Raw genomic sequence first — 18,781 nt, 5'->3', positions numbered from 1 at the left:
CGGCTCGTCCGGCCTTCTTCGTTTCTGGGGCCGCCCCTCGATAAAACGCTATCGAAAGCCCCGATGCCCCGGCGTCAGTCGCGGGTAAGAATCCGCGCCGATTTGAATCGACGGACATCACAACCATGAACGCCCCCTGGCTCAAGCATTACCCGGCCGGCGTGCCGCCCACCATCGACCCGGACCAATACGGCTCGCTGGTGCAGCTGCTCGACGAGAGCTTCAAGAAGTACCGCGAGCGTCCGGCCTACTACTTCATGGGCAAGGCCATGACGTTCGGCCAGGTCGACGACGCCTCGCGCGCCTTCGCGGGCTACCTTCAGTCGCTGGGGCTGGCCAAGGGCGATCGCGTCGCGGTGATGATGCCCAACGTGTTCCAGTACCCGATCGCGGTCGCGGGCATCCTGCGCGCGGGCATGACGCTGGTCAACGTCAACCCGCTCTACACGCCGCGCGAGCTCGAGCATCAGCTCAAGGACTCGGGTGCCAAGGCCATCGTCATCATCGAGAACTTCGCGGCGACCTTGCAGGCCTGCATCGACGTGGTGCCGACCAAGCACATCGTGCTCGCCGCGATGGGCGACCAGCTCGGCATGCTCAAGGGCGCGCTGGTCAACTACGTGGTGCGCAACGTCAAGAAGATGGTGCCGGCCTACAGCCTGCCGGGCGCGGTGCGCTTCAACGACGCGCTGGCGCAAGGCGCGCGCTTCGCCTTCAAGGCGCCTTCGATCTCGCGCGACGACATCGCCGTTCTGCAGTACACCGGCGGCACCACCGGCGTCAGCAAGGGCGCGGTGCTGAAGCACCGCAACATCATCGCCAACGTGCTGCAGTCGGAAGCCTGGAACGGCCCGGCGCTGAACAAGATCCCGGCCGGCGAGCAGCCCACGACGATCTGCGCGCTGCCCCTGTATCACATCTTCGCGTTCACGGTGAACATGATGCTGTCGCTGCGCACCGGCGGCGCCAACGTGCTGATCCCGAATCCGCGCGACATCCCCGCCGTGCTCAAGGAGCTCTCGAAGCGCCGCTTCCACAGCTTCCCGGCGGTCAACACGCTGTTCAACGCGCTGGCCAACCACCCCGACTTCAACACCGTCGACTGGTCGAGCCTGAAGCTGAGCGTGGGCGGCGGCATGGCCGTGACCGCGGGCACCGCCAAGCTGTGGCTCGAGAAGACCGGCTGCCCGATCTGCGAGGGCTACGGCCTGTCGGAGACCTCGCCGTCGGCCTCGTGCAACCCGGTCGACAGCACCGCCTACACCGGCACGATCGGCGTGCCGATCCCGTCGACCGAGTTCAAGCTGCTCGACGACGAAGGCAACGAGGTGTCGGTCGGCACGCCGGGCGAGATCGCGATCCGCGGCCCGCAGGTGATGGCCGGCTACTGGCAGCGCCCCGACGAGACCGCCAAGGTGATGACCTCGGACGGCTTCTTCCGCACCGGCGACATCGGCATCGTCGACGAGCGCGGCTTCTTCAAGATCGTCGACCGCAAGAAGGACATGATCCTGGTCTCGGGCTTCAACGTCTATCCGAACGAGGTCGAGGACGTGGTCTCGCAGATGCCCGGCATCCTCGAGTGCGCGGCGGTCGGCGTGCCGGACGAGAGGTCCGGCGAGGCGGTCAAGCTGGTGCTGGTCAAGAAGGACGGCGCCGTGACCGAGGACGACGTGCGCAGCTACTGCGAGACCAACCTCACCGGCTACAAGCGGCCCAAGGTGATCGAGTTCCGCACCGAGCTGCCCAAGACGCCGGTCGGCAAGATCCTGCGCCGCGAGCTGCGCGCGAAATCCTGAGCCGGGCTCGCGCAGTAAAGCCATGATGGACCAGCGATTCGTCAAGACCTCGGCGGGCCAGGAAGAGATCAAGTCCAAGTCCCGGCCGCTCACGCGCGGCGCGCGCAACCTGCTGCTGATGATCGACGCCACGCGCACCGGCGGCGAGTGGCTCGGCCTGATCAACGGCGTGGAGCAGGCCGACCTGCAGTACCTGGTGAGCGAGGGGCTGCTGTCGGCCGTCGTGCCGGCGCCGCAGGCGGCGACCAGGCGCGAGCCCGGCTTGCCGCTGGAACAGGCGCTGGCACCGCTGTCGCACGAGGATCTCTACAAGTGGCTGACCGGCCAGGCCCGCGAGCAGCTCGGGCTGATCAAGGGCTACAAGGTCATCCTGGACGTCGAGCGCTGCCCCGACACGCAGGCGCTGCGCGAGCTGGCGACGCGCTTCGTCGCCCAGGTGCAGGAGCTTCAGGGCGACGAGGCCGCACGCCAGCTGCGCCGCACGCTGCCGGCCGCGGCCTGACTCAGCGCAGGTTGCGCGAGCCGGTCACGACGACCAGCTTGCCGGCCGCGAAGGTCGCGTTGAGCGAACGCTCCTCGTCGCCCCAGGTGCAGTTGCGCAGTCCCAGGGCCTCGTCGCAGGAGGCCGGCTTGCCGATGATGCCGACCACCTCCTCGTAGGGCATGCCGGTCTTGAGCCGGTCGACGTTTTCCACGGTCAGCTTGCTGCAGCCGGCCAGCAAGGCCGACGCCAGCAGCGCGAAAAGGAGCGCAGGCATCGTAGGTCGCATGCGCCGATGATGCTCGAAGCCGCGGCGGCTGTCGCGCACGGCGCGGCCGTGGCAGCATGCGGCCTTTCCCCACTCGACCCGCGCCCGACATGACGCTCGCCCTGATGGCCGCAATGGCCGAAGAGCTCGAGGCCCTGCTCGCGCCGCTGCAGGAGCGCGCCACGCACCACCATGCCGGGCGCGAGTTCCACACCGGCCGCCTGGACGGCCACGCGGTCGTGCTGGTGCTCGCGCGCGTCGGCAAGGTGGCCTGCGCAACGACCGCGGCGCTGCTGGTCGAGCGCTTCGGCGCCGATCGCATCGTCTTCACCGGCGTGGCCGGCGGCCTGCACCCGGCCGCGCGCATCGGCGACGTGGTGGTCGCGCGCGAACTGTTGCAGCACGACCTCGACGCCTCGCCGATCTTCCCGCGCCACGAGGTGCCGCTGTACGGCCGCTCGCGCTTCCCGACCGACGCGCCGCTGTCCGACGCGCTGCTCGCCGCGGCGCGCGAGGTGCTGGAGATCGAGCGCTTCGCGCTGGCCGAGCCGTACGCGGCGATGGGCATCGTCGAGCCGCGCGTGCACGAGGGCCTGGTGATCAGCGGCGACCGCTTCGTCGCCACCGCGCCCGAGGGCGAGGCACTGCGCCGCGAACTGCCCGACGCAATGGCCGTGGAGATGGAGGGCGCGGCGCTGGCGCAGGTCTGCCACGACTGCGACGTGCCGTTCGCGGTGCTGCGCTCCATCTCCGACCGCGCCGACGAGCGCGCCCATGTCGACTTCCCGCGCTTCCTGCGCGAGATCGCCGGGCCGGTGTCGGCCGCGATCGTTCGGCGCTGGCTCAGCCGAGGAGCGACGGACTGAATGACTCCCCCTCCCGACGGAGAGGGAGCTCCTTTCAGCCTGCGGGCACGGCGGCGATCACCTGCGCCACCGCAGCCGTCAAGCGTTTCGCATACGGCACGTGCAGGAACTCGTTCGGCCCGTGCGCATTGCTCTTCGGGCCCAGCACGCCGCAGACCATCATCTGCGCCTTCGGGAAGCCCTTTTGCAGCAGGTTCATCAGCGGGATCGTGCCGCCCTGGCCGATCAGGCCGCAGGGCGCGCCGTAGTGGGCGCGCGAGGCGGCATCCAGGGCCTGCTGCAGCCAGGGCTCGAGCGAGGGCGCGTTCCAGCCGGTCGCGCCCCAGTGGTCCATGCGGCCGTCGGGCTCGAAGGTGACGCGCGCGTTGTACGGCGCGTTGTCCTCGAGGATGCGCTTGAGCTCGACGGCGGCAAGGTGGCCGTCGACCAGCGGCGGCGTGCGCAGGCTGAGCTTGAATGCGGTGTAGGGCCGCAGCACGTTGCCGGCATTGGCGATCGGCGGCAGTCCTTCGGCGCCGGTGATCGACAGCGTCGGGCGCCAGGTGCGGTTGAGCAGTGCCTCGGTCGGGTCGGTCGTGGTCGGCAACGTGAAGCCCCCGTCGGCGCCGCAGGCCCAGGGCATGCGCTTCCAGACCTCGTCGCCGAGGATCTGCGCGGTCGTGCGCGCCTGCTCGACGCGCTCGGTGGGAATCTCGCAATGCAGGCTCGCCGGCAGCAGGCGGCCGGAGGCGGAATCCTCGATGCGGTCGAGCAGCTGGCGCAGGATGCGCAGGCTCGAAGGCACGAGGCCGCTGGCATCGCCGGAGTGGATGCCCTCGGTCAGGACCTCGACCTTGAGCGTGCCGGTGACGTTGCCGCGCAGGCTGGTGGTGAGCCAGAGCTGGTCGTAGTTGCCGGCGCCGGAGTCGAGGCAGACCACCAGGGCCACTTCGCCCAGGCGCGACTTCAGCGCATCGATGTAGGCCGGCAGGTCGCCCGAGCCCGACTCCTCGCAGGTCTCGATCAGGCCGACGCAGCGTGGGCGCTCCGCGCCTTGCGCGTCGATCGCTTCCAGCGCGGAGATCGCCGCGTAGAGCGCATAGCCGTCGTCGGCACCGCCCCGGCCGTAGAGCTTGTCGCCGTCGAGCTTGGGCGTCCAGGGCCCGAGGTCGGCGCGCCAGCCGTTGAACTCGGGCTGCTTGTCGAGGTGGCCATAGAGCAGCACGGTCGGCGCATCGGCCGCATTGCCGCCGGCGCGCGTGGCCGGCAGCTCGAAGAAGATCACCGGCGTGCGCGGCGTGCCGTCGGCCTCGGCCAGCCGCACGACCTCGAGCTTCAGGCCGGCGAGCTTGCGCGACTCGGCCCAGGCCGCGGCATCGCGCACCACCTGGTCGATGTAGCCGTGCGCTGCCCAGTCGCGGTCGAACATGGGGCTCTTGGCCGGAATGGCGATGTAGTCGGTCAGCCGCGGCACGATGCGCGTGTCCCAGGCCTGGTCGACCAGGCCCTGCAAGGCGGTCGCGTCGAGAGGAAGATGGCGGTCGGGAGCGTTCATGGCCGGCTCGCGTGGGCAGAGGTGAAGCCGAAAGTTTAGGCGTCGCCGCTGCGCTGCCGGCAGGCTCCTGCCGTGTTGCTGCCAAGTGGGCTCACGGCGCACAAGGATTTGCAGCCTGACCTTCCGGTCAGTAAGAATCGTAAAAACCCTAGCACTGGTCTGGTCGACCGCGCGTCGATCGTCGTGCTTTTGGTGCCTCGCGGGGGAACCGTGGCACCGCTCCCGCTTCCGCCTCTTTCCCAAAAGGATTCGAGTCATGGCCATGACCACACGTCATTCGTTCTCGCTGTTGCCCGTTGCCGTCGTGGCATGGGCCCTCGCCGGTTGCGGCGGACCGGCCGAGGGCCAGTCGCACGGCGCCCCGCAGGCCGCGCCAGTCGGCGTCGCCGCCGCGGTGCAGCGCCCGGTGCGCGACATGGAGGAGTTCACCGGCCGGCTCGAGGCGGTGGAAAGCGTCGACGTGCGTCCGCGCATCGGCGGCACGATCGACAAGGTGCACTTCCGCGAAGGCGCGCTGGTGCGCGCCGGCGACATGCTGTTCACGATCGACCCGCGGCCCTACCAGGCCGAGGTCGCGCGGGCCGAGGCACAGCTCGCGTCGGCGCAGTCGCAGTCGGAACTGGCCCGCGCCGAACTCGCGCGCGCGCAAAAGCTGCTCGAGTCCAAGGCCGTGTCGCGCCAGGAGTTCGACCAGCTGACCTCGGGCGCACGCACCTCCGACGCCAACATCAAGGCCGCCGAGGCGGCGCTTCGGGTGGCACGCCTGAACCTCGAGTACACCGCCGTGCGCGCGCCGATCGCCGGGCGCATCTCGCGCGCCAACATCACGACCGGCAATCTGGTCGACGACAAGACCGTGCTGACCACCCTGGTCGCGCAGGCCAAGGTCTACGCCTACTTCGACGCCAGCGAGCAGACCTTCCTGCGCCTGCGCAAGGCCACGGCCGACCAGCTGCAGGTCAAGATGGGCTTGGCCAACGAGCAGGGCTTCCCGCACGTCGGCAAGATCGACTTCATCGACAACCGCCTGAACCCGCAGACCGGCGCGATCCGCCTGCGCGCGGTGTTCGACAACGCCAAGAGCGAGTTCACGCCGGGCCTGTTCGCGCGCGTGCAGCTGGCCGGCGCGACCGAGCGCACGGTGGTGATGACGCCCGACCGCGCGCTGGGCACCGACCAGAGCAAGAAGTTCGTGCTCGTCGTCGACGACAAGAACGTGGCCGGCTACCGCGAGGTGCGGCCGGGCCCGCTCTACGACGGCATGCGCGTGATCGAAAGCGGCCTGAAGCCGGGCGAGCTGGTGATCGTCGACGGCCTGCAGCGCGCCCGCCCGGGCATGCCGGTCGCGCCGGAGAAGCTGGCGCTCGACGAGCACGGCATGCCGGTGCCCAAGGCGCCCAACGCGCCGGCCGCGCAGCAGGCGCCGGCCGCCGACAAGTCCTGACCGCCCGGGAGACCACGCGATGGACATCTCACGCTTCTTCATCGATCGACCGCGCTTCGCAGGCGTGCTGTCGATCATCATCTTCCTGGTCGGCCTGATCGCGATCTTCCGGCTGCCGATCTCCGAGTACCCCGAGGTCGCGCCGCCGCAGATCGTCGTGCGCGCGCAGTTTCCCGGCGCCAACCCGCGCGTGATCGCCGAGGCCGTCTCCACGCCGCTCGAGGAACAGGTCAACGGTGTCGAGAACATGCTCTACATGTCCTCGCAGGCCACGTCCGACGGCTCGATGACACTGACCGTCACGTTCAAGATCGGCACCAACCCCGAGGTCGCGGAGACCGCGGTGCAAAACCGCGTGAACCGCGCGCTGCCGCGCCTGCCGGAGATCGTGCGGCAGATCGGCGTGACCACCGAGAAGAGCTCGCCGAACCTGACCATGGTGGTGCACATGGTCTCGCCGGACGATCGCTACGACGCGCTGTACCTGCGCAACTACGCCACGCTCAACGTGCGTGACGAACTGCTGCGCATTCCCGGCATGGGCTCGGTGCAGACCTTCGGCTCGGGCGACTACGCGATGCGCGTCTGGCTCGACCCGGACAAGCTCACCGCGCGCGGCCTCACCGCCAGCGACGTCACCAACGCGATCCGCGAGCAGAACGCCCAGGTCGCCGCCGGCGTGGTCGGTGCGCCGCCGGCGCCGCGCGGGCTCGATTTCCAGCTCTCGATCAACACCCAGGGGCGGCTGACCACGCCGGAGGAGTTCGCCGAGATCATCGTGCGCGCCGACACGCGCGACGGCTCGCTGGTGAAGATCAAGGACGTGGGCCGCGTCGAGCTGTCGAGCAACTCGTACTCGCTGCGCAGCCTGCTCAACAACAAGGAAGCCGCCGCGATCGCGGTGTTCCAGGCGCCGGGCTCCAACGCGCTGCAGCTGTCCAACGACGTGCGCAAGACGATGGAGCGCCTGAAGGCCGACTTCCCGCCCGGCGTGAGCTACGACATCGTCTACGACCCGACGCGCTTCGTTGCCACCTCGATCGAGAAGGTGATCCACACGCTGATCGAGGCGGTGCTGCTGGTCGTGCTGGTGGTGATCGTGTTCCTGCAGACCTGGCGCGCCTCGCTGATCCCGCTGCTGGCGGTGCCGGTGTCGATCGTCGGCACCTTCGCGGTGCTGCTGGCCCTGGGCTTTTCGATCAACACCTTGACGCTGTTCGGCCTGGTGCTCGCGATCGGCATCGTGGTCGACGACGCGATCGTGGTCGTGGAGAACGTCGAGCGCAACATCGAGGCGGGCCTGGGTCCGCGCGAGGCCAGCGTCAAGGCGATGAAGGAAGTGTCGGGCCCGATCATCGCGATCGGCCTGGTGCTGTGCGCGGTGTTCGTGCCGCTGGCCTTCGTGTCCGGCCTGTCGGGGCAGTTCTACCGCCAGTTCGCGGTCACGATCGCGATCTCGACGGTGATCTCGGCGTTCAACTCGCTGACGCTGTCGCCGGCCTTGAGCGCGATCCTGCTCAAGGGCCACGACGAGCCCAAGGACTGGCTCACGCGCGGCATGGACCGCCTGTTCGGCCCGTTCTTCCGCGTCTTCAACAAGTTCTTCCACCGCTCGTCGGAGGCCTACGGCCGGCGCGTCACGTGGATCGTCGGCCACAAGATCAAGGCGCTGCTGATCTACGCCGTCGCGATCGGACTGACCGCGTTCATGTTCACGCGCGTGCCGCCGGGCTTCGTGCCCAGCCCCGACAAGCAGTACCTGATCGGCATCGCGCAGCTGCCCGACGGTGCCAGCCTCGACCGCACCGAGAAGGTGATCCGCGAGATGAGCGAGATCGCGCTCAAGATCCCGGGCATCAAGGACTCGGTCGCGTTCCCGGGCCTGTCGATCAACGGCTTCGCGGCGCAGCCCAACTCCGGCATCGTGTTCTTCGGCCTCGAGGATTTCGAAGAGCGCACCACGCCCGACAAGAGCCTGTTCGCGATCCTCGGCGGCGTGAACGGCGCGATCCAGCAGATCAAGGACGCGCAGATGTTCGTCGTGCCGCCGCCGGCCGTGGACGGCCTCGGCAACGCGGGCGGTTTCCGCCTCGAGCTGCAGGACCGCGACTCGCTCGGCGAACAGGCGCTGTTCGGCGCCGCCTGGGGCGCACTGGGCCAGATCTACGGCAACCCGAACTCGTCGATCGGCCTGGCCTACAGCAACTACCAGATCAACGTGCCGCAGCTGTTCGCGGACGTCGACCGCACCAAGGCCAAGCAGCTCGGCGTGAACCTCGGCGACGTCTACGAGACGATGCAGACCTACCTCGGTTCGCTGTACGTCAACGACTTCAACCGCTTCGGCAAGACCTACCAGGTCGTCGTGCAGGCCGACGCGCAGTTCCGCGCGCAGCCGGAAGACATCGTCAAGCTGCGCGTGCGCAGCCAAAGCGGCGAGATGGTGCCGCTGGGCGCGCTGATGAAGGTCGCGCCGACCTTCGGGCCCTCGGCGGTGTCGCGCTACAACGGCTTCTACTCGGCCGACATCAACGGCTCGCCCAAGCCCGGCTTCAGCTCGGGCCAGGCGCAGGCGGAGATGGAGAAGATCCTGCAGCAGTCGCTGCCGCGCGGCATCGGCTTCTCGTGGACCGAGCTGGTCTACCAGGAAAAGATCGCCGGCAACACGATGGTCTACATCTTCCCGCTGTGCGTGCTGCTGGTGTTCCTGGTGCTGGCCGCGCTGTACGAGAGCTGGACGCTGCCGATCGCGATCATCCTGATCGTGCCGATGTGCATCCTGTCGGCGCTCACCGGCGTATGGTTGAGCAAGTTCTTCGGCCAGCCGGGCGACTTCAACATCTTCACGCAGATCGCCTTCGTGGTGCTGGTGGGCCTGGCGTGCAAGAACGCGATCCTGATCGTCGAGTTCGCCAAGGAGCTCGAGGAAAAGGGCGAGGACACCATCAAGGCCGTGATCCACGCCTGCCGCCTGCGGCTGCGCCCGATCCTGATGACCTCGATCGCCTTCATCGCCGGCGTCGTGCCGCTGATCCTGGGCACCGGGGCCGGCGCCGAGATGCGCCGCGCGATGGGCGTGGCGGTGTTCAGCGGCATGATCGGCGTGACCGTGTTCGGCATCTTCCTGACGCCGGTGTTCTACGTGCTCTTGCGGCGCTGGCGCCTCAAGGGCGTGGTGGCCGGGCCGCATGGCGGTCATGGCGCCAGCGCGCTGGCTCACGCACCTCATGACGCCGCCGAGAAGGGAGCCGGCCATGTTTGAGAAGCAAAACGCGATGCTTCGCGCCACCGCGCTCGCGGCGGCCGTGTTTGCCGCCGGCTGCGCCGTCGGCCCTGACTACCAGCGCCCGGCCTCGGCGATGGATGGCAGCTTCCTCAACGTCGGTGCCGCGCGCAACAACGACGCCGCCCCGTCGGCCGACATCGCCAGCTTCTGGCGCGGCTTCAACGACGCCGCGCTCAATGCGCTGGTCGAACGTGCGCTGTCCGCCAACGGCGACGTGCGCATCGCACAGGCGCGGCTGCAGGAAGCGCGCGCCAACCAGGGCGTGGCCGATGCCGAGTGGCTGCCCAGCATCGGCGCGCAGGCCAACGCCGGACGTTCGGTGACGCCGCGCTACCAGGCGCCGACGCTCAGCCGCAGCGAGCGCACCGGCAGCGCCTACGACGCGAGCTTCGTCGCGAACTGGGAGCTCGATCTCTTCGGCCGCGCACGTCGCGGCGCCGAGGCCGCGGCCGCGCAGGTGAGCGCCAGCGAGGCCGGGCTCTATGCCGCGCATACCGCTGTGAGCGCCGAGGTGGCGCGCAACTACCTCGAGCTGCGCGGCCTGCAGCAGCGCTTCACGGTCACCGAGGCGGCGCTGGAGAACCAGCGCAGTTCGCTGCAGCTCACCGAGGCGCGGCTCGACGCCGGCCGCGCGACGCAGCTCGACCTCGAGCGCGCTCGCACGTTGACCGAGAACACCGCCGCCGCGCTGCCGGCGCTGCAGGCGGCGATCGACCGCACGATCTTCCGCCTTGCGACGCTGACCGCGCAGTCGCCGCGCTTCCTGCGCGAGCAGCTGGGCGCGCCAGCGCCGATCCCGACGCTGCCGGTCACCGACCTCTCGACGCTGCCGGTCGGCACGCCCGAGGCTTGGCTGCAGCGCCGCCCGGACCTGGTGGCGTCCGAGCGTCAGCTCGCCGCGGCGACGGCCAGCATCGGCATTGCCAAGGCGGATCTGTTCCCGCGCCTGTCGCTCAGCGGCCTGCTGGGCCTGGCGGCCGCCAGCGCCGGCGACCTGGGCGAGAGCGCGTCGCGCATCTACTCGGTCGGCGCCGGCATGACCTGGACGCTGATCGACTTCGGTCGCGTGCGCGGGCGCATCGCGGCCAGCGAGGCGCGTGCGCAACAGGCCCTGGCGAGCTACGAGCAGACCGTCGCCACCGCGCTCGAGGAGACCGAGGGCGCGCTGACGCAGTTCACGCGCGACGCGCAGCGCAGCGAGCGGCTCGCCAACGCGGCGCACAGCGCCGACGAGGCCGCGCGGCTCGCGCGGTTGCGCTACGAGACCGGCGTCACCGACTTCCTCGCGGTGCTCGACGCCGAGCGCGAGGCGCTGTCGACGCGCGACGCGCTGGTGCAGTCGCAGACCAGCAATGCGGCCTCGCTGGTGGCCGTGTACCGCGCACTGGGCGGCGGCTGGTCGGTGCCGAGCGCGCCGGCGACCGCCTCTCGCTGAAGCACGGCTTCGTTAAGCGAAGCGCGCGTTCAGCCAGTCGAGCACGCGGTCCAGCACCAGCTCGCGCTCGGGCTCGTTGAAGAGCTCGTGCGCGAAGCCGGGCCAGGGCAGCGACTCGAGCACCGAGCGCGGCGCCGCCGCCGCGAAGGCCGCTGCGCCGGCCGGCGCGACGCAGCGGTCGGCGCCGGCCCACATCAGCAGCGTCGGCACGCGCCAGCGCGCAGCGAGCACCTGCGCCTCGGCGCCCGCCTCGGCTGCGAAGCGCGCCACGGTGGCGGTGACGCGGTCGTGCACGAGCGGATCGGCTTGGTACGCGGCCACGACGCGCGCGTCGCGCGAGATCCACTTCGGGTCGAGCCCGTTGCCCACCGCCAGATGCGGGAACAGGCGCCGCGCGACCTGGAGCAGCGTGCGCTGCGCCGGCTTGAGCCCCGCGTCGAGCGCCGGCGACGAGAGCGCGAGCGCATCGACCTCGCGCGACCAGGCGGGCCGCGACGGCTCCAGCCCCGCGGCGACGAAGCGTGCCGCGATCAGGCCGCCGAGGCTGTGGCCCAGCAGGACCAGCGGCAGCCCGCGCGGCGTGAGCGCGCGCGCGGCATCGATCACCAGCGCCAGGTCGGCCAGCAGCGTGTCGCGCTGCGGCGCGTCGCCGCGCGGGCCTTGCGAGCGGCCGTGGCCGCGCAGGTCGCAGCCGAGGACGCGCCACTGCTGCGCAGTGAGCCGCGCGGCCACGTGGTTGTAGCGGCCCAGGTGCTCGCCCAGGCCGTGCACGAGCACGACGCTGCCGCGCGTCGGCCCGTCGATCGAGGGCCAGTCGTAGGCGTGCAGGCGCAGACCGTCGGGGGTGGTGATGGAGTCCATGGGCGGGCAGTCTAGGCAGCCGGGTGCCGTCGCTCTCTTCGGGCCGATCCCTATCGGCAGAATCCCCGCATGGATCAGTTCCGCGCCATGACCGCCTTCGTGCGGGTGATCGACGAAGGCAGCTTCGCCAAGGCCGCGCGCGCGCTCGACCTGACGCCGCCGGTGATCACGCGCCTGGTGTCCGATCTCGAGCAGGCGCTCGGCACGCGGCTGATCCACCGCACGACGCGGCGCCTCGCGCTCACGGCAGTCGGCGCGCAGTACCTGGAGCGCGCGCGCCAGATCCTCGCCGACCTGGAGGAAGCCAACACGCAGGCGATGACGACCACCGGCCAGCTGCGCGGCGTCTTGCGCGTGTCCGGGCCGCTGCCGTTCCTGGTGCATCAGGTGGCGCCGCGCCTGCCCGCGTTTCGCGAGCGTTATCCGGGTGTCGACTTCGAGGTCACGGCCGCGGCAATGCTCGAGGCACCCGACGAGAACGCGGACGTGACGCTGCTGTTGAGCGGGCCGCGCCCGATCGACGGCGACTTCGTCGCGCGGCGGCTCGCGCACGCGCAGATCGTGTTCTGCGCGACACCGGACTACCTGGATCGCCATGGCCGCCCGCAGTCGCCCGCCGATCTGGACGCGCACCAGCTGCTCGTGCCCAACGTGAGCTTCGCGCCGCGTGAGTGGACCTTCCGCCGCGTCGGCGATGGCCGCGACGGCGCGGCGCAGCAGGTGGTCGGCGTGCTGCGCCGCAGCGCGATCTCGTCGACCAGCACCGACTTGCTGCTGGCCGCGGCGCGCGCCGGCATGGGCATCGCCGGCACGCTGTCCTACTCGGTAGCCGATGCGCTGCGCGAAGGCAGCCTCGAGCGCGTGCTCGCCGACTGGAGCGTCGGCCACTATGTCGTCCACGCCGCGATGCCGACGCGCAAGTACCTGCCGCTGCGCACGCGCGTGTTCACCGACTTCCTGGTCGAGGCGTTCGGCGGCGAGGAGCGCGATCCCTGGCTCACCGGCTGCAACCGCGCCGAGTGACCGACCCGGCCTCGGCCATCGGGCGGCACGTCTTCGGCAAGCCTGCGCCGCTTCGCACGCCCCGCGGCCCTACGCTGGTCGCGAATCGAGCGGAGGTTCGCATGGAGCGACAGCAGCAGCCGGCCTGGAAGGTCGAGCCCCTTTCGGCGAAGGACATCGATGCCATCGTCGCCCACATCAAGACGCTGCCGCCCGAGGACCTGCGCCTGCGCGGCTTCGGCAACGTCGCGTCGGACGAGGAGATCCGAACGCTGGTGAAGGGGCAGTTCGGCATGCCCGGCGCGATGATCGCCGGCGTCTTCGACAGCACGCGCAGCCATCTGGTGGCCTATGCGACCTATGGCCCCGACACGCAGGCCGGCGGCGCCGGCAGCCAGGACACCGCGACGGTCGGGCTGAGCATCTCGCCGCAGTTCCGCGGCCAGGGCATCTATCGCGCAGTGTTCGAGTGGCTGTGCGACACGCTGGCGGCGCACTACACCTACCTGAGCGTCGATATCCGCGGCGACAACGAGCGCTCGATCTCGGCGTGGAACCGCGTTGCCGGCGCGATCGGCTCACGGCTGACGGTGGGCTTCGGCGGGCGAGCGGCCATCCACCTCCAGGACCGCCTGGCCGTGATCGCGGCGCTGACCGCGTTCTTCGTCGGCCTTCGCGAGCTCGCCGCCGGCGTGGGCACGACGACCGCCAGACTCTGATCACGGCGGCGGCACCGGCGCCGCGGCACGGCTAGCATCGCGCGTCGCCACGACGCTTCGCGCACGCCACCATGGATCGCCGCCGCTTTCTCTCGCAGATCCCCCTGGCCGCCGCGGGCGCGGCCGTCGCCGCCGACGACGCGACGCCGGTGCCCGACTTCTCGTTCGCCGAGCTGGGCGTTGCCGAACTCGCGCCGCGCCTGGCCGACGGTTCGCTGAAGGCGGTGACGCTGGCGCAGGCCTACCTCGACCGCATCGCGGCAATCGACGCTGCCGGCCCGGCGCTTCGCAGCGTGATCGAGCTCAATCCCGACGCGCTGGACATCGCCCGTGCGCTCGACCAGGAGCGCGCCGCCAAGGGCCCGCGCGGGCCGTTGCACGGCGTGCCGGTGCTGATCAAGGACAACATCGCGACCGCCGACCGCATGGCCACCACCGCCGGTTCGCTGGCGCTGCTGGGCGCCAAGGCGCCGCGCGACGCGCACCTCGTGGCGCGGCTGCGCGCGGCCGGCGCGGTGATCCTCGGCAAGACCAACCTGAGCGAGTGGGCCAACATCCGCTCGTCGCGCTCGACCTCGGGCTGGAGCGCGCGCGGCGGCTTCACGAAGCACGCCTACGCGCTCGACCGCAACCCCAGCGGCTCGAGCTCGGGCTCCGGCACCGCCGCCGCGGCCAGCCTCGCGACGCTGACCGTGGGCACCGAGACCGACGGCTCGATCACCTCGCCGGCGTCGGTGCAGAACCTCGTCGGGCTCAAGCCCACGGTCGGCCTCGTCAGCCGCGACGGCATCGTGCCGATCTCGCACACGCAAGATACCGCCGGGCCGATGGTGCGCAGCGTGCACGACTGCGCCGTGCTGCTGGCGGCCCTGGCCGGGCACGACCCGCGCGACGCGGCAACCAAGCCGCTGGCCGGCCGTGCACCGGTCGACTACCTCGCCGCGCTGCAGGGCGAACGCGGCGTCAAGGGCGCGCGCATCGGCGTCGCGCGCAGCTTCTTCACGCACCACGACCGCATCGACCCGGTGATCGAGGAAGCGATCGGCACGCTCAGGGCGCTGGGCGCGGTGATCGTCGATCCGGTCGAGCTGCCGTCGGCCGAACGCTACGGCGAGGCCGAGTTCGAAGTGCTGCTCACCGAATGCAAGCACGGCCTGAACGCCTGGCTGGCCGAGTTCGGCCGCGGCGCGCCGGTCAAGACGCTGGCCGAGGTGATCGCCTTCAACCGGCGCGAAGCCGCGCAGGAGATGGCCTATTTCGGGCAAGAGCTGTTCGAGCAGGCGCAGGCCAAGGGTGGCCTGGGCAGCGCGGCCTATCGCAAGGCCCTCGCCACCTGCCGCCGCGAGGGACGCGCCAGCCTGGCGCGCGTGATCGCCAGGCACCGGCTCGACGCGATCGTCGCGCCGACCGGCGGGCTGGCCTGGCTGACCGACACCGTCAACGGCGACCACTACGGCAACGCCAGCTTCACTGCGCCGGCCGCAGTGGCGGGCTTTCCGCATCTCACGGTGCCCGCCGGCTGGGCGCTCGGGCTGCCGGTGGGCCTGAGCTTCGTCGGCAAGGCGTGGAGCGAGGCGACGCTGCTGCGCATCGGCCACGGCTTCGAGCAAGCGACGAGGCAGCGGCGGGCGCCGAAGTTCCTCACCTCCGTGGGGCAGCCCCTGCGCTGATCTCAACCGAGAGCTTGCGCGGATCCGGCTCCGCCGGTCCGCAGCAAGGGCCCCCTCGGGGGGCAGCGAACGAAGTGAGCGTGGGGGCCTACCGTTCGAACTTGAACACCGCCGTCGGCGCCAGCAGGTTCGGCCAGCGCCGCACCGCGCGCCCGTTGTCCAGCCCGAAGGCCTCGGTCACGCGCAGGCCGTTCTTGTGCGCGAGCACGTCGAAGTCGGCAAACGTCCCCACGCGGATGTTGGGCGTGTCGTACCACTGGTAGGGCAAGGCCTTGGTCACCGGCATGCGCCCGCCGAGCACGCGCAGGCGGTTGGGCCAGTGCGCGAAGTTCGGAAAGCTCACGATGCCCATGCGGCCCACGCGCACCGTCTCGCGCAGCATCTGCTCGGTGTTGCGGATGTGCTGGAGCGTGTCGAGCTGCAGCACGACGTCGAAGCTGTTGTCGTCGAAGATCGCCAGGCCTTCCTCGAGGTTGCGCTGCAGCACGTTGACGCCGCGCTGCACGCACTCGAGCACGTGGGCGTCGTCGAGCTCGACGCCGTAGCCGTAGCAGCCGCGCTCGTCGCGCAGCAGCGCGAGCAGCGCGCCGTTGCCGCAGCCGAGGTCGAGCACGCGCGAGCGCGGCGGCACCAGGCTCGCGATGAGTTCCAGGTCGCGTCGCTCGCTCATCTCGCCCATCCCCGGGGTCGATGCGGCTGGGGACGATGCGGCGTCGGCGGGCGAACGGGTCTAGGCCAGCGGCTCATTCGCAAGGTCGTCATTCGAAACACCCCTTCGCGACCCGGTCGAAGTACGCCCGCACCACGCCGTGGTAGCGCGGGTCGTCGAGCAGGAAGGCGTCGTGGCCGTGCGGCGCGTCGATCTCGGCGTAGCTGACCTCGGCGCGGTTGTCGATCAGCGCCTTGACGATCTCGCGCGAGCGCAGCGGCGAGAAGCGCCAGTCGGTGGTGAAGCTCACGACCAGGAACTTGGCGATCGCCGGCGCCAGGGCCGCGGCGAGGTCGCCGCCGTGCTCGCGCGCCGGGTCGAAGTAGTCCAAGGCGCGCGTGATGAGCAGGTAGGTGTTGGCGTCGAAGTACTCGCTGAACTTGTCGCCCTGGTAGCGCAGGTAGCTCTCGATCTGGAACTCGATGTCCTGCGTCGTGTAGGCGAGCTCGTCGGCCTTCAACTCGCGGCCGAACTTGCTCTCCATCACGTCGTCGCTGAGGTAGGTGATGTGGCCGATCATGCGCGCGACGCGCAGGCCGCGGCGCGGCAGCGTGCCGTGGGCGTAGAAGTGGCCGCCGTGGAAGTCGGGATCGGTGACGATGGCGCGGCGCGCGACCTCGTTGAAGGCGATGTTCTGGGCCGAGAGGTTGGGCGCCGAGGCGATCACCAGCGCATGCGCGACGCGCGCCGGATGGCGGATGGTCCAGCTCAGCGCCTGCATGCCGCCGAGGCTGCCGCCGATCACCGCAGCGAGCCGCTCGATGCCCATCGCGTCGAGCAGGCGCGCCTGCGCGTCGACCCAGTCCTCGACGGTCACCACCGGGAAGTCGGCGCCATAGGGCTGGCCAGTCGCGGGGTTGGGGTGCATCGGCCCGGTCGAACCAAAGCAGGAGCCGGGGTTGTTGATGCCGATGACGAAGAAGCGGTTGGTGTCCAGCGGCTTGCCGGGGCCGACCAGGTTGTCCCACCAGCCCTCGCTGCGCTCGATGCCGGCGTGCGTGCCGGCCACGTGGTGGCTCGCGTTGAGCGCGTGGCACACAAGCACCGCGTTGCTTTTGTCGGCATTGAGGCGCCCGTAGGTCTCGTAGACCAGGGTGTAGTCGGCGAGGCTCGCGCCGCTGCGCAGCGGCAGCGGCTTCGCGAAGTGCATCGACTGCGGTGTGACCTGTCCGACCGATCCCGACATGGACGCCTGTGTGCTGCAGAAGAACGAAACCCGGCGCCGCCAAAGCGGACACCGGGTGGGCGTCCCTCTTTAGCGGCATTTGTAGAGCGCCCGCAATCCGGAACAAATCGGCGCTGTGGCGGCGAGTATATCGGCCGCCTTCGGCATCACGCGGGCGCGCGGGCAGCGCCGGTCAGCGCGGCAGGCCAGGGCCCGCGATGCCAGCGCCAGGCCACCGCAAGGCCGCGCACCCATTCGTCGACCACCATCGCAACCCACACGCCGACCAGCCCGAGCCCGAAGTGCAGGCCCAGCAGCCATGCGCCGCCGGCCATCACCAGGGTCATCGACAACGCCGCCACCACGACCGGCCAACGCACGTCGCCGGTCGCACGCAGTGCGTTGACATAGACCAGGTTCATTGCGCGGCCAGGCTCGAGCGCGACGCCCACCCACAGCAGCGCGGCGGCCAGCTCGAGCAGCGCCGCATCGCGTGTGAAGCCGCCCAGCGCCAGCGGGCCCAGCAGCGCGAGCAGCACGGCCGACAGGCACGAGACCACCAGCCCCCAGCGGATCGACAGGCGCACGCGGCGGCGCGCGACGTCCAGCCGCCCTGCGCCGACGTCGTGGCCAACCAGGATTTCCGCGGCGAGTCCGAGCGACAGGCTCGACAGGATGAGCAAGCCGCCGAGCTGCTGCGCGTAGGCATGCGCCGCGAGCGCCCCGGCACCGAGATGCGCGACCACCGCAGTGACCACGAGGGAGGCAACGCGGTAGGCGATCGCCTCGGCCGCCCCCGGCACGCCGATGCGCAGCGCCGGCGCCAGCACGCCGTGCTCGAGCCGCCACCAGTCGGCCGCCTGCGGCCGCAGCTGCAGGTGCGCGCCCCAACCGCGCAGGTGCAGCACCAGCGCGACCACGCGGCTGGCGATCATCGCGAGCGCGAAGCCGGCCAGGCCGAGCGCGGGCAGCGGGCCGTCGCCGCGCATCAGCGGCAGGCAGGCCAGCAGGTGCACCGCGTTGGTGGCCAGCGCGATCCACAGCGCGCTGCGCGCATGCAGGTGCGCGCGCAGCACCGCCCCCATCAGCGCGTTGAGCGCATCCAGCCCCAGCGCCAGCGCGAGCAGGCGCAGGTAAGGCTCGGCCAGCGGCAGCACCTCGGCTGGCGTGCCGAGCGCACGCAGCAGCGGCGACGCCGCAAGCACCACGCCCGTCGCCACCACGGCGCCGAGCCAGGCGCTCGCGCCCAGCCCGGCGCGGGCCACGCGCGCGGCGCCGGCCGCGTCGCCGGCGCCCAAGCGCTGGGTGATGACGACACTGACGCCGGCGCCGACGATGCGAAAGGCGATGAAGAAGCAGGCGAACAGCGTGTTGCCGATGCCGTAGGCCGCGGCCGCTGCGTCGCTGACGCGCGAGGCGAGCGCCACACCGGCCAGGCCGATGGCAATGCCCAGCAGCAGTTCGGCCCCCATGGGCCAGGCCACGGTCCACAGGGCGCGCGGCGAAGTGATGGACGACGAAGACATGCAAGAGCGCAGACGC

At 70.7% G+C, this 18,781-nt stretch carries 15 protein-coding genes and 1 riboswitch; of the genes, 9 read left to right on the top strand and 6 right to left on the bottom strand.

Annotated features, from left to right (window positions below; translation table 11 throughout):
* The first annotated feature begins 125 nt into the window (after window positions 1–125).
* Entirely contained in the window at window positions 126–1,799 is a 1,674-nt protein-coding gene (locus ACO2TI_RS14495; protein WP_423285301.1) for a long-chain-fatty-acid--CoA ligase, read from the top strand.
* Window positions 1,800–1,824: 25 nt separating this feature from the next.
* The gene (locus tag ACO2TI_RS14490; RefSeq protein WP_423285300.1) at window positions 1,825–2,301 is read left to right on the top strand and encodes a hypothetical protein; all 477 of its coding nucleotides are present in this window, start codon (window positions 1,825–1,827) and stop codon (window positions 2,299–2,301) included.
* Between the two features lies 1 nt (window position 2,302).
* Here the strand turns inward: ACO2TI_RS14490 and ACO2TI_RS14485 are convergent, their stop codons facing one another.
* Window positions 2,303–2,557, bottom strand: coding sequence for a hypothetical protein (locus ACO2TI_RS14485; RefSeq protein ID WP_423285298.1), 255 nt, complete (start codon window positions 2,555–2,557; stop codon window positions 2,303–2,305).
* A 101-nt stretch (window positions 2,558–2,658) separates the two neighbouring features.
* On the opposite strand from ACO2TI_RS14485, the gene ACO2TI_RS14480 reads away from it, so the two are divergent.
* Window positions 2,659–3,414 (top strand): 5'-methylthioadenosine/adenosylhomocysteine nucleosidase, encoded by a 756-nt coding sequence (locus tag ACO2TI_RS14480; RefSeq protein ID WP_423285297.1) that lies wholly within the window; start codon window positions 2,659–2,661, stop codon window positions 3,412–3,414.
* Window positions 3,415–3,448: 34 nt separating this feature from the next.
* Here the strand turns inward: ACO2TI_RS14480 and ACO2TI_RS14475 are convergent, their stop codons facing one another.
* Complete coding sequence (locus ACO2TI_RS14475) at window positions 3,449–4,948, bottom strand: M20 family metallopeptidase (RefSeq protein ID WP_423285295.1); 1,500 nt, start codon at window positions 4,946–4,948, stop codon at window positions 3,449–3,451.
* 262 nt (window positions 4,949–5,210) lie between these two features.
* Here ACO2TI_RS14475 and ACO2TI_RS14470 point away from each other — a divergent pair, with 262 nt between their 5' ends.
* From ACO2TI_RS14470 to ACO2TI_RS14460, 3 genes are read left to right on the top strand one after another with little or no spacing between them, the layout of a single operon-like run.
* A complete protein-coding gene (locus ACO2TI_RS14470; RefSeq protein ID WP_423285423.1) occupies window positions 5,211–6,392 on the top strand; it encodes an efflux RND transporter periplasmic adaptor subunit in 1,182 nt (393 codons plus the stop codon).
* A gap of 19 nt (window positions 6,393–6,411) precedes the next feature.
* The gene (locus ACO2TI_RS14465) at window positions 6,412–9,654 is read left to right on the top strand and encodes an efflux RND transporter permease subunit (protein ID WP_423285293.1); all 3,243 of its coding nucleotides are present in this window, start codon (window positions 6,412–6,414) and stop codon (window positions 9,652–9,654) included.
* Entirely contained in the window at window positions 9,647–11,113 is a 1,467-nt protein-coding gene (locus ACO2TI_RS14460) for an efflux transporter outer membrane subunit (protein WP_423285291.1), read from the top strand. Before ACO2TI_RS14465 ends, ACO2TI_RS14460 begins: the two co-directional genes overlap by 8 nt.
* A gap of 12 nt (window positions 11,114–11,125) precedes the next feature.
* Here the strand turns inward: ACO2TI_RS14460 and ACO2TI_RS14455 are convergent, their stop codons facing one another.
* Window positions 11,126–11,974, bottom strand: coding sequence for a lysophospholipase (locus ACO2TI_RS14455; RefSeq protein WP_423285290.1), 849 nt, complete (start codon window positions 11,972–11,974; stop codon window positions 11,126–11,128).
* Window positions 11,975–12,043: 69 nt separating this feature from the next.
* Between ACO2TI_RS14455 and ACO2TI_RS14450 the strand changes: the two genes are divergently transcribed.
* The 3 genes from ACO2TI_RS14450 to ACO2TI_RS14440 all read left to right on the top strand — a co-directional run bounded on the left by ACO2TI_RS14450 (window position 12,044) and on the right by ACO2TI_RS14440 (window position 15,365).
* On the top strand, window positions 12,044–12,997 hold the full coding sequence (locus ACO2TI_RS14450) for a LysR family transcriptional regulator (protein WP_423285289.1): 954 nt from the start codon (window positions 12,044–12,046) through the stop codon (window positions 12,995–12,997).
* 101 nt (window positions 12,998–13,098) lie between these two features.
* Window positions 13,099–13,695 (top strand): GNAT family N-acetyltransferase, encoded by a 597-nt coding sequence (locus ACO2TI_RS14445; protein WP_423285287.1) that lies wholly within the window; start codon window positions 13,099–13,101, stop codon window positions 13,693–13,695.
* 71 nt (window positions 13,696–13,766) lie between these two features.
* Window positions 13,767–15,365 (top strand): amidase, encoded by a 1,599-nt coding sequence (locus tag ACO2TI_RS14440; protein ID WP_423285285.1) that lies wholly within the window; start codon window positions 13,767–13,769, stop codon window positions 15,363–15,365.
* A gap of 88 nt (window positions 15,366–15,453) precedes the next feature.
* Here ACO2TI_RS14440 and metW read toward each other — a convergent pair whose 3' ends face one another.
* From metW to ACO2TI_RS14425, 3 genes are all read right to left on the bottom strand, one after another.
* Window positions 15,454–16,035 carry a methionine biosynthesis protein MetW gene (gene metW / locus ACO2TI_RS14435; protein WP_423285284.1) on the bottom strand — a complete coding sequence of 194 codons (582 nt, stop codon included), beginning with the start codon at window positions 16,033–16,035 and terminating at the stop codon, window positions 15,454–15,456.
* Window positions 16,036–16,123: 88 nt separating this feature from the next.
* A complete protein-coding gene (gene metX, locus ACO2TI_RS14430) occupies window positions 16,124–17,260 on the bottom strand; it encodes a homoserine O-succinyltransferase MetX (protein ID WP_423285282.1) in 1,137 nt (378 codons plus the stop codon).
* A 48-nt stretch (window positions 17,261–17,308) separates the two neighbouring features.
* A riboswitch (SAM riboswitch) is annotated at window positions 17,309–17,384 on the bottom strand.
* Between the two features lie 22 nt (window positions 17,385–17,406).
* The gene (locus ACO2TI_RS14425; protein WP_423285281.1) at window positions 17,407–18,765 is read right to left on the bottom strand and encodes an MATE family efflux transporter; all 1,359 of its coding nucleotides are present in this window, start codon (window positions 18,763–18,765) and stop codon (window positions 17,407–17,409) included.
* Window positions 18,766–18,781 lie beyond the last annotated feature (16 nt).

It is taken from the genome of Caldimonas sp. KR1-144 (genome assembly GCF_049446155.1).
In the GTDB taxonomy this organism is placed as follows: Bacteria; Pseudomonadota; Gammaproteobacteria; order Burkholderiales; family Burkholderiaceae_C; genus Rivibacter.
This window is presented reverse-complemented; position numbering and strand designations above follow the sequence as displayed.

What these genes read in the sequence shown, in the direction of transcription:
- ACO2TI_RS14495 (WP_423285301.1), top strand. Translation starts at nt 126, where the DNA reads ATGAACGCCCCCTGGCTCAAGCATTACCCGGCCGGCGTGCCGCCCACC.
- ACO2TI_RS14490 (WP_423285300.1), top strand. Translation starts at nt 1,825, where the DNA reads ATGGACCAGCGATTCGTCAAGACCTCGGCGGGCCAGGAAGAGATCAAG.
- ACO2TI_RS14485 (WP_423285298.1), bottom strand. Translation starts at nt 2,557, where the DNA reads ATGCCTGCGCTCCTTTTCGCGCTGCTGGCGTCGGCCTTGCTGGCCGGC.
- ACO2TI_RS14480 (WP_423285297.1), top strand. Translation starts at nt 2,659, where the DNA reads ATGACGCTCGCCCTGATGGCCGCAATGGCCGAAGAGCTCGAGGCCCTG.
- ACO2TI_RS14475 (WP_423285295.1), bottom strand. Translation starts at nt 4,948, where the DNA reads ATGAACGCTCCCGACCGCCATCTTCCTCTCGACGCGACCGCCTTGCAG.
- ACO2TI_RS14470 (WP_423285423.1), top strand. Translation starts at nt 5,211, where the DNA reads ATGACCACACGTCATTCGTTCTCGCTGTTGCCCGTTGCCGTCGTGGCA.
- ACO2TI_RS14465 (WP_423285293.1), top strand. Translation starts at nt 6,412, where the DNA reads ATGGACATCTCACGCTTCTTCATCGATCGACCGCGCTTCGCAGGCGTG.
- ACO2TI_RS14460 (WP_423285291.1), top strand. Translation starts at nt 9,647, where the DNA reads ATGTTTGAGAAGCAAAACGCGATGCTTCGCGCCACCGCGCTCGCGGCG.
- ACO2TI_RS14455 (WP_423285290.1), bottom strand. Translation starts at nt 11,974, where the DNA reads ATGGACTCCATCACCACCCCCGACGGTCTGCGCCTGCACGCCTACGAC.
- ACO2TI_RS14450 (WP_423285289.1), top strand. Translation starts at nt 12,044, where the DNA reads ATGGATCAGTTCCGCGCCATGACCGCCTTCGTGCGGGTGATCGACGAA.
- ACO2TI_RS14445 (WP_423285287.1), top strand. Translation starts at nt 13,099, where the DNA reads ATGGAGCGACAGCAGCAGCCGGCCTGGAAGGTCGAGCCCCTTTCGGCG.
- ACO2TI_RS14440 (WP_423285285.1), top strand. Translation starts at nt 13,767, where the DNA reads ATGGATCGCCGCCGCTTTCTCTCGCAGATCCCCCTGGCCGCCGCGGGC.
- metW (WP_423285284.1), bottom strand. Translation starts at nt 16,035, where the DNA reads ATGAGCGAGCGACGCGACCTGGAACTCATCGCGAGCCTGGTGCCGCCG.
- metX (WP_423285282.1), bottom strand. Translation starts at nt 17,260, where the DNA reads ATGTCGGGATCGGTCGGACAGGTCACACCGCAGTCGATGCACTTCGCG.
- ACO2TI_RS14425 (WP_423285281.1), bottom strand. Translation starts at nt 18,765, where the DNA reads ATGTCTTCGTCGTCCATCACTTCGCCGCGCGCCCTGTGGACCGTGGCC.